Consider the following 9,576-nt stretch of genomic DNA (forward strand, 5'->3'; position numbering starts at 1 on the left):
ATTAACGGCTCAGCCACGCGGGAACCCTGGTCAGATGACGCTCTGCCGCGCGGTGCGCGCCCTGTGCGCACTTGGCATATCGAGGACGGAGTGGATATATGGCCGAACTGAAAATGATCGAGCATTGGCTTGAGGGCTGTGCGTTACAGCGGATCATGTTCCGTGACGGTTTGGTGCTCAATTTCGACGATGACAACGAGCTTGTCATCGCGGTACCAATGCGCCTGACCCTGCCACCCATTGCCACCGCCCCTGCGGAAGTGGTCGCGATCGACCCGAGCGGCCCGGCCGACCAGGAGCGTCCGCTGTTTGATTTCTCCGGGCAGAACTGCACGGCCTTTGGTTGGTTCGACAGCGGAGACCTGCACCTCGAGTTCTCCGACGGTCACAAGATCGATGTGCCCCCGGACGACGATGTCACGGCGTGGGAGCTGTACGGCAAGTACCACGGGTATGCCGCCTGCCTCCCGCACGGCAAGGTGCGGGTGGTGCGGCACGACGTGGACGAAACGAACATCGACGAGTGAGTTTCCGGCGACGCCAATCGTCGCCGGCCGCGCTCAGCTGCCAGAGCCGTAGGGGCGCGTGAGGATCTCCATGGCGTGCCCCGACGGGTCGAGGAAGTACACGCCGCGCCCGCCGTCGCGCTGGTTGATCTCGCCCGGCCGTTTGGCACCCGGGTCGGCCCAGTGCTGCAAATCGCGCGAGGTGATCTTGCCGTAGATGGTGTCGAAGTCGTCCTCGGACACCAAGAACGCGTAGTGCTGGCGTGGGATGTCCGCGCCTTCCGGGGCATCCGCGTAGTCGAGGGTGGCGCCGTGCTCGAGCTCAACAACCATGAAGTGGCCGAAGGGCTTTGGGCTGGGCAATCCGAACAGCTCGGTGAGAAACTCCGCGGACTCGCGCTTGTCGCGTGACGCGACAATGGTGTGGTTGAAACTGATGGTCATAGTTCTTTCCAGTCAACCACTCCGATGGCCCGCGCGACAGCGCTATTTGGGTGCGGTCAGCTCCAGGGCGATGTTGTCGGGATCGCGGAACTCCAGGATGTAGGAGGGCCCGATGTCCTTGAGCGGCTCGTGCGGCACGCCGAGTTCGTCGAGATGCGCTGCCGCCGAATCTAATTCATCTTTGCTGGCGAGCCGGAAGGCGATGTGGTCGAGTCCGACGCGGTCCTCGTCGAAGCGGTCGGCGGCGACCGGCCGCAGCCCGAGAAGCGTCCCGCCGAGGTCGTAGATGACGCCGCCGTACAGGAAACTCAACTGGTTGCGGGTGGGTTCGTCGGCATTCTCGGGAACTTCGATCAGCACCGGCCAGCCGAATACGCTCTCGTAGAACTGCCGCGACCGCTCGATATCGGTCACGGTCAATCGGACATGTGCGATGGAACTGCTCGTGAACGCCACTCGCCCCATGGTTCCACTGAAGGGCCGCAGTTCAAACATGCCAGAATCGCCGGCGTGCGGATTGCGATGACGATGCCGGTGATGGAGCCGGATCTTGATGCGACGGTGCTCGAGGCGTGGGCGCGCGCCATCGACGAGGGCCCGTTCTCGTCGCTGTGCTGGGGCGAGCGGATCGCCTTCGACAACCCGGACAACCTGACGTTGCTGGGCGCGCTGGCCGCGTGGACCAACCGGGTGCGGCTGCTGACGACGGTCATCGTGCCGCAGCTGCACGATCCCGTCATGCTCGCCAAGGGGCTGGCCACCGGTGACCTGCTCAGCGGCGGCCGGTTGACCGTGGGAATCGGGGTGGGCGGCCGGCACGAGGACTACCACGCCGTGAGCGCCGACCCGGCGACGCAGACGATGCGCGGCATGGCCGAACGCGTTGCCGTGATGAAGCGTGTCTGGGCGGGGGAGAAGACCACCGACTCGGTGCTGCCCGTTGGGCCGGCGCCGGTCCAGCCCGGCGGTCCGCCGCTGTTCGTCGGCAGTATCGGGCCGAAGACCATCCGCAGCGCGGCCGCGTGGGCCGACGGGCTGGCCGGCACCACCCTGGACCTCGACGTCGCCAAGCAGAACGAGCTGTTCGACGTGACCCGGAAGGCCTGGGCGCAGGCCGGCAAGCCCAAACCCCACCTGATCACGTCGTTCTGGTTCGCGTTCGGATCCCCCGAGGAGTCTCGCGGCCAGATCCACCGTCATCTGCGCCGCTACATGAATTGGATACCGGCCGAGTACGTCGACGCGATGGCGCCGATGACGGGCTGGGCCGGCAGTGAAGACGAGCTGCTGGACGTGTTGCGCAGGTTCGAGGAGATCGGCACCGACGAGGTCCAGCTGATCCCGACGAGCTCGGATGTCGATCAGGTTCGTCGCGCGGCGGACGTGGCGGCCCGGCTGTAGCCCGCCGCCCTGCGGCATCGCCGCAGGTAGATCGGGGTGAATTGCCGCGTCGGCGCGGTGGCGATTTCATAAGCGAATGACGCAGCAGGAGTTGCCCGCCCCGCTGGCCGAACTGACCGGGCTGATGACGGAGTGCGCGAATCACGGTGACTACGCCGGGGCCGCGCGGCAGGCGAATGAGCTGGTCACCCTATGCCGGGCGACGCTGGGCGAGCGTCATGCGACGGTACTGGAACTCAAGGTGTCGCTGGCCACCCTGCAACTGCGGGCGGGTGACGAAGCCGTCGCCTACGACGAGTTCGCGCGGCTGATCCCGGACCTCGTCGAGGTGCTCGGTCGCGACCACCTCAGCACCCTGACCGCTCGCCACCTGTTGGCGGGCCGGCAACAGCCTTCACTGTCGTCGCTTGCCGAGTGGTCGCAGCTCTTCGCCGACGAACAGCGCATCTTGGGCCGCGAACACGAGAGCGTGCTGGTCGCCCGCGAGAAAATCGCCGAGAAACGTTGGGAGATAGGCGATGTCGTGGGTGCGATGGCCGAGGGTGAAGAGGTGCTCGCCGCGCGCCGTCGCGTGCTCGGTGCCTACCACGCCGACACCCTGGGCACCCGATTGATGCTGGCGATCTGGCGGGGCAAGGCGGGCGACGTGCCGGCGGCCGTCGCCGAACTCGAACCGTTGATCCGCGACCTGCGCGAAAATCTCGGCGCCGACCACGTTCACCTGCTCATGGCCCGGCACATGTTCACGCTCTGGGCCCCCGACCGCGCCGGTGTCACCGACGGGGTCGCCGCGTGGGCGGAGCTGGTCGACGAAGAGGCGCGCGTGCTCGGCGAAGAGCACCCGGTGACCGTCGCCGCCCGCCACGAGCTGGCCGAATGGTGCGCCCGGCGCGTCGGCCGCGCCGACGGATCCGGCGGCATGGGGTCGCTGGGCTGGTCGGCCTCCTGACCCGAAATGCGACGGCGAGCGTCCTCAGGTCGTCGCCTTATCCGCCGGGCGCTCATCGTTGACGGCGGGCTCCTGCGGCGGCTGCCCCTTGCGCAGCGTCTCCAGCAGCTCGCGGTACGGCCCCACCAGGTAGACGGTGTCGCCGCCGCGCAGCCACGCATCGCGGCGAGGGTGCAGCTCGACGGGCGTATCCCGGCGGGTGATCGCGATGACCCGGGTCTGGGTGGACATCTCGAACATCCGCAGCCCGTCGAGCTCGCTGCCGGCCGCCACATGCATGGCGCCGACCATGAACGAACGCTGACCGACCGAAAACGTCCCCAGCACCTGCAGCCCCATCGCGGCGCCGATGAACCAGGGCGCAGCGAGGTCGACGGTCGAGCGGACGTTCTCGAAACCGAATCGCTTGGCCACCGCGTCGCCCAGGGTGCGGTCATAGATCCGCAGCACGATCGGCACGTCGGGTCGGTTGACCTCGGGCATCACTCGGGGCCCGAGCATCTCGCGCAACACGATTCCGGTCTCGATGTTGACCATGTCGTCTTGGGTCAGCACCGCGACGGCGCGGGCGCGGTCGACGCGGGCCGACTCCAGCGTCTGGCGCAGCGTCGCGTCCCCGAAGATCACCGGCACGTCGAGTTCGTCTGCGGCCGAGAGGAATCGGTTGTTCTCGTCGCGCTCGATCACCGCGACGTCGTATCCGGCGGCGGTCAGATCGCCGACCACGCGGCTGCCGAACGAGCCCAGCCCGACCACGATGATGTGGTTGCGCAGATGACGCGCCCGCCGGACCCCGGCGGATTGGACGAAGCGGCGCGAGAGCAGCAAGTCCGCCAGGAACGCGACGAGCAGCGCGGTGGTGGTCACTCCGGTGAACATCAGGGCGACGGCAAAAATGCGCAGCCACGCGGACTGGTGCAGGAACGTGAATTCGCCGTAGCCCACCGTGGTGATGGTTTCCGCGGTGAAGTACATGGCGTCCAGCCAGGACAATCGCGGCTTGGTATAGGAGAAGTGCACGACGACCGTCGAGGCGAGCAACAGGCTGATCGCGAGCAACATCGCGGGGAAAAGCATCGGGTTGACATCGTCGCGCATCGCCCGTGCGGCGTCCGACACGCGCCGCATCCACGATTGGCGAGAGCGTGTCTCGGCCGGCCGGGGAGTTTTGATGCCGCGCGCGGCCAGCTCATCGGCGCTGCCGATCATGGCGGTCCAGTCGCCTGCGCGCACCTGATGATCCCGTCCGGGACATGGCACCACCTCGTCGGGCGTAGCGGAGTTCTCGCCGTGAATCACGGCCACCGGGGCCAGGTCGCCGTAGATCTCCCGAAGCGTCGCGTCGCGGGGCGCCTCGGCCCCCGACACCAGAAAGTTGATGCCGGCCGCCTCGACCGGATGCGTGTGGCTCGACAAACAGGCCTCGACCACCGACGGCGCGGCGAGGTCGGCGACGTCGAGGATGGCGCCGGGGCCGTTGTCCGCGGCCACCGCTCCCCGCAGCACGTCATTGCCCAGGCGGGCGACGACGCGCACATGGGGATTCGTTTTCCTTGCCAGCAAGGCGATTTCGAGATTTTTGGCGTCGTCGTCACCGGCGCAGACGATGGCGCTTGCTCGGGCGAGATCGGCGCCGGCGAGCTCCTCGCTGTGCAGCTTGGTGATGGTGGCGCCCGCGCGGTTCAGTTCCTCGGCGATTGTGGTCGCGAGCGCGTCGTCACCGCTGACGATGATGTGACGGCGCGTGCTCATGTATCCCCACCTCTGATGACATCGGCGCTCAGCTGTTGCTATGACTATCGGGCACCGTGCCGACTGATGCCAGCGCGACATGTGGTGAGTTTTCAAGGAGATAATCGATCGCGTCGCTGCTTGCTCGAACTGGATGGGAGGACGCGGTGGAGGGTGGGCCGCTGGATTGGTGGTTGGACCGGGTCAACTTGCTGATCGACATGATGGGCGATGTCGATCTGGGTGGTTCGATCGCGTTGGACTATTCCGAGTCATCGCTGTCGGCGCTGGAGGCCGCGGCGCGGAATCGGTTGGCCGATCCGGCCGAGGCGCTCTACGACGAGCATCAGTCCTTCACCGCGGGAGCGGTGGCGTATCTGGGTGAGGCGTTGATGCGCGTCGGCGGTGGGCGGTGGGACTGGGCCGCCGAGGCGCCCCCTGACGCGCCCAGCGATCCCCTGCTGCGGCAACGGCTGTCGGAGCATCGTTGGCGTATCGACAGTGCGGGTGAGCCCGACGCGACGGGGTTTCCGATCATTCGCCCCGATTCCGCTTCGGGTCTGGCGGCGTTGTCGCCGACGCATCTGCTGCTGCAAGCGTTGGCAACCGATGAGGGTGGGGTTTTGGTCGCCACCTATGGACGCTGGAAGGAGGTCGTACAGGCCTACGCCACGCAGCATCCTCACTGGTCCCCGGTCAAAGAGCGCACCCTCGCGGACGGTCTGTTCAACGCCCCGCCGCCCTCGACGGTGCTCGACGAGTGGCTGGCTCGCCAAGAGCGGCAGTTTCCCGACTGGGCGACCAGCAATGGTGGAAACTGGGACTACACCCCCGACAGCATTAACCGCCTTGCCGCTCTGGTCCTGCGTCTGACTCCGACGATTCAGGCCTTCCACGATTCCGCCAATGCCGAGTTCGTCGAGGGCGCCTGCTACTACCTCGGCGAAATGTTGCGTCATGGGTACCCGTCCCGCTGGGTCTACCGTGAGTTCCGCGACGAGGGCGCGCCGATCAGCGCCAACTTCAAAATCCAGCTGAACGACGACGCTGGGTTCACCAGCCCTTACGCTCTGCTGTACTCCATGATTGAAAGCGCCGATCCCAGCGATACTCGCACTTTCTATGACGAGTGGGTCAGCTGAATTTTCAAGGCCACCAATCCCGTCTTAGGATTCCGATCATCTCTTGCCCGCCCTCGAGCGCGCGGAGACGACGGGGAGGTTGGCAAATGGTGCGGCTTTGGCTGATATCGCGGCGTCTGGTCGCGACCCTCCTCACGCTGGCACTGGTCGCGCTGCTCATGCCCACCACGCAGGCGGCAGCAGATCCGGCGCCGAAGCTGCCCGGGTATTCCGCCGATCAGGATCCACCGCCGGGCAAGACCCCGCTCACTTACACTTTTCCATCCGCTAATGCGCTCTCGCCCCTGGCTGAGCCGAGCAACGTAGCCTTGGAAGCGATCAACCCCCGAGGCAAATACACCTCCGGTACCAAAGAACACCTCTACAAGAGCTGGTTGGTCTACAAGAATCAACGGGCGCCTGCCGTGGCGAATCCGTTGGGCTGGAACGACTATCGCGACGCCTACGTCCGTGCTTTCAACAATCGCAACACGGGCACGAGCTTCGAAACCAGACTCGATCAAGAGTTGAAGTTCACGGAAAACGGCTACCTGCGCAATCGCAAGATCAAGGGCACGTCGATCAATCGCCGCCCCGATTTCCACAACGATGAAGAGATCGTGGAACTGAAGACCGGGGCGGTCGACAAGGCACAGCTCGAAGACTTCCTTCGTGTCGCGCAGCAGACCGGTCGTCGCGTCGTGTACATGTTCCCGGACAAGCCGCCGGCGGCGACGCTTCAGGCCATGCTCGATGTTGCCCAGGCTCTGGGCGCATCCGACCGTCTCTTCGTCCGGTATTACCCGACGGTGGGTGTACCCGACCCGTCCGGGAAAGCCATCCTCGCGAGCGGCGGACAGAACCCGGTCAGCGGCGGCGCCGATCAAACGACCGGCGACTCTCCTGCTTCGCCTGCGCAGGCCATCGAACAAGCCTTCGTCGCGGGGCAGGTCAACGAGGCTATCGATACCGAGCAGGCGGCACAGGATCCCGAGTCGGTACCAGAGTCGGTACCAGTTTCGGCGCCGGCCCCCGCGCCGGCGCAGCAAGCGCCCGGATCGGTTCCGGCGCAAGCCCCAGCGCAGCAGGGCCCCGGCTCGGTGCCGGCACCCGCACAGCAGGCGCCGGGCTCGGTTCCGGCTCCGCAAGCGCCCAGGCCGGTCTCCGGTCCCGTGCCGGTCAATCCGGGAGCGGTTGCCGGTCCGATCGCTGATGCGGGAGTCCTCGCTGGCGTGACGGCCGCCCAAAACTTGGCTGCCCTCCTTGCTGCCGCGGCCGGTGGTGCGGTCAATGTATTCGCCAACGTCACGGGCGGGCTGGTGGCTGGCATCGCCGGCGCGGTAACCGGGGGAATCGTGGGTGGCGTCGCCAATGGGATCGGCGGAGGCGTCGCGAGCGGGGTCAATGCCGTCACCCGCGGGATCGGTGGCGTGCTGGGCGGCGTCGATTTCTCCACGCTGCAGCTGCGCTACATCTCCGACACCGATCTCAACGGCAATGGTGTGCAGTATTCCTTCGCCGCCAATACGCAAACCGGCGGTGCGCCATCGTTCGGCGGTAATACCAATGCCTACATGGCTTCCGACTCGTTCTTCGTCTGGCTGGCGTTACCCACCTCGGCGTTCACCGTGAACCTCAACCCGAACGAACCGGACCGCATCATCGACGCGCAGTTCGGCCGCACCGACGCCGGTCGGATCCTGCTGGAAGCCGACTACACCATGAAGCAGGCCACGGCCAAGCTCGTCGACCCGGCCACGCCGGACGGCCGCCAATTCTTGGATGCGTTGCAGGGCTCGAAATGCTTTTCCCCGCAACGGAAGTGGATCGTCCCATTGCCCGCCAGCGTGTCCACCCAGGGAGACTCCATGTACATCCTGGACGCTCCGCTGGATGTGAAGCTCGAGATCGAGGGGATGGACTTGAAGCCGGGCATCGGTTGCCCGGGCCAGGACGCGGGAATCACCCGCCAAAACGACGACCTGTACCGGACCGTGATCCTGCCGAAGATCGTCGACGAGGTGAACCACGCGCCCGAGTACGCCGATCTGCGTCGCGTGTATGCCAGCCGGATCGCCGCCGAGTGGTACCGGCAACGCAGCGCCACCAAGGCCACCGCCTACTCGAAGATCGTCGACTCGGGCAACATCGACGCCTGGACGTCGAAGGAACCCTTCAGCCCGCAGGAACTCTTCAACCGCTATCGCAAATCCTTCTATGAGGGCGACGCGACCTACACCTGGCAGACCGGTGACCGCACCACCTGGAAACTGACCATCGGCGGCGTCGATTTCACCAACATCCCGATGGTCAACATGACGCCGAAGGACTTCGCCAAAGACCATCCGACGCTGCCCGCGACCGCGAGCGGGTCGCTGTTCGGGCCGCGGCTGCAGAGTTCGTCGCAACACAGTTCCCCGCAGCAGGTTTGGCTGGGCGGCCTGACAAGCGCACGACCGATGAGCCAGGTGTGGAAAGGCGATCCGGGAGTGCTCATCCCCATGCCGAAGTCGGTATTCGGCACGTCGTTGAGTCCGATGTTGTACGCCGCGATCGTGCTGCCGTTGGCCGCCTGGCTCGGCGTCGGGGGTGCGTTGTGGTGGCGCCGCAGACGGACGGCCGCCGTGGCGGGAAGGCGCTGACGGTGTCGGACCATTCCCAGGATCCGTTCTTCGATCCCTTCAGCCCCCAACCGGTTTCGCCTGCGCCCTCGTGGGGGACTCCGCCGCCTTCGCCCAACCCGCCGCCTTCGGCCAACCCGCCGCCTGCGTCGGGGCGACCCGCAGCCGCGCCGCGACCACCCTTGGCGCCGCCACCCCCCGTCCGGCCGCCGGTGCCGTCCGCCAAGATAGCCGCGGGGTTGTCGCCGGCCACGGTGTTCTTCGGCAGCTACGTGTTCGCCGGCATCGCGGCGCTGTTGTTGGCGACGGCGATCGCCGTGCTGGTGGCGATCTCGGACTTCCGTTCGCGCGGTAGCACTTCGGGTCCCCTGCTGGTCGCCACGGCCGCCGGATTGATCGTCGTCGCAGCGTTGTTGGTGTCACTGGCCGTGCTCACCGATCGCGGGCACGGCTGGGCACGGAACGTGACGTGGGGCGTCTGCGGTCTCGGATTGTGCAGCGGTGTCGGGGTTTTCGTCGTCAACCCGGGGGAGTCCGTGGCGTGGTTCGGCCAGCTGCTGCATGTCGGCGCCGTCGCGGGCGCGGTCATCTCGGCCGCTTCTGCCGCGTTGCTCGCCCTGCCGGAGTCCAACGCCCACTTCCGCCGGTGCAACCGACCCGAACCCGTTGCCGCATCAGCTTTCCCGCAACCGGCCGCCTTTCCCGCGCCGCCGGCCCCGCGCCAGCCCCCGCCGCCTGCCCAACCGCCGGCGGGCGCCGCGTCACCTCCGAGGATGCCAGCGAATGACCCTGACTACGACCCG

Annotated in this window: 9 protein-coding genes; 6 read left to right on the forward strand and 3 right to left on the reverse strand. The window is 66.6% G+C overall.

Going from position 1 to position 9,576, the window contains the following annotated elements; genetic code table 11:
* Positions 1 to 98: 98 nt before the first annotated feature.
* Positions 99 to 527, forward strand: coding sequence for a DUF6188 family protein (locus ACYQ8K_RS21900; protein ID WP_459972322.1), 429 nt, complete (start codon positions 99 to 101; stop codon positions 525 to 527).
* Positions 528 to 560: 33 nt separating this feature from the next.
* On the opposite strand, the gene ACYQ8K_RS21905 is transcribed toward ACYQ8K_RS21900, so the two are convergent.
* A complete protein-coding gene (locus tag ACYQ8K_RS21905; RefSeq protein ID WP_459972323.1) occupies positions 561 to 950 on the reverse strand; it encodes a VOC family protein in 390 nt (129 codons plus the stop codon).
* A gap of 42 nt (positions 951 to 992) precedes the next feature.
* Entirely contained in the window at positions 993 to 1,415 is a 423-nt protein-coding gene (locus ACYQ8K_RS21910; RefSeq protein WP_459972324.1) for a VOC family protein, read from the reverse strand.
* Positions 1,416 to 1,472: 57 nt separating this feature from the next.
* Here ACYQ8K_RS21910 and ACYQ8K_RS21915 point away from each other — a divergent pair, with 57 nt between their 5' ends.
* Together ACYQ8K_RS21915 and ACYQ8K_RS21920 are read left to right on the forward strand one after the other, a co-directional pair.
* Positions 1,473 to 2,351, forward strand: a complete 879-nt coding sequence (locus tag ACYQ8K_RS21915; protein ID WP_459972339.1) for an LLM class flavin-dependent oxidoreductase — start codon at positions 1,473 to 1,475, stop codon at positions 2,349 to 2,351.
* Between the two features lie 76 nt (positions 2,352 to 2,427).
* A complete protein-coding gene (locus ACYQ8K_RS21920) occupies positions 2,428 to 3,300 on the forward strand; it encodes a tetratricopeptide repeat protein (protein ID WP_459972326.1) in 873 nt (290 codons plus the stop codon).
* Positions 3,301 to 3,324: 24 nt separating this feature from the next.
* Here ACYQ8K_RS21920 and ACYQ8K_RS21925 read toward each other — a convergent pair whose 3' ends face one another.
* Positions 3,325 to 5,052 (reverse strand): NAD-binding protein, encoded by a 1,728-nt coding sequence (locus ACYQ8K_RS21925; protein ID WP_459972328.1) that lies wholly within the window; start codon positions 5,050 to 5,052, stop codon positions 3,325 to 3,327.
* A 146-nt stretch (positions 5,053 to 5,198) separates the two neighbouring features.
* Between ACYQ8K_RS21925 and ACYQ8K_RS21930 the strand changes: the two genes are divergently transcribed.
* The 3 genes from ACYQ8K_RS21930 to ACYQ8K_RS21940 all read left to right on the forward strand — a co-directional run.
* Complete coding sequence (locus tag ACYQ8K_RS21930; RefSeq protein ID WP_459972330.1) at positions 5,199 to 6,173, forward strand: hypothetical protein; 975 nt, start codon at positions 5,199 to 5,201, stop codon at positions 6,171 to 6,173.
* An 86-nt stretch (positions 6,174 to 6,259) separates the two neighbouring features.
* Entirely contained in the window at positions 6,260 to 8,794 is a 2,535-nt protein-coding gene (locus ACYQ8K_RS21935) for a hypothetical protein (protein ID WP_459972332.1), read from the forward strand.
* 191 nt (positions 8,795 to 8,985) lie between these two features.
* Positions 8,986 to 9,576, forward strand: a 591-nt coding sequence (locus ACYQ8K_RS21940; protein WP_459972333.1) for a hypothetical protein, incomplete at its 3' end; no start/stop codon positions are given.

The organism is Mycobacterium sp. MUNTM1 (assembly GCF_054660795.1).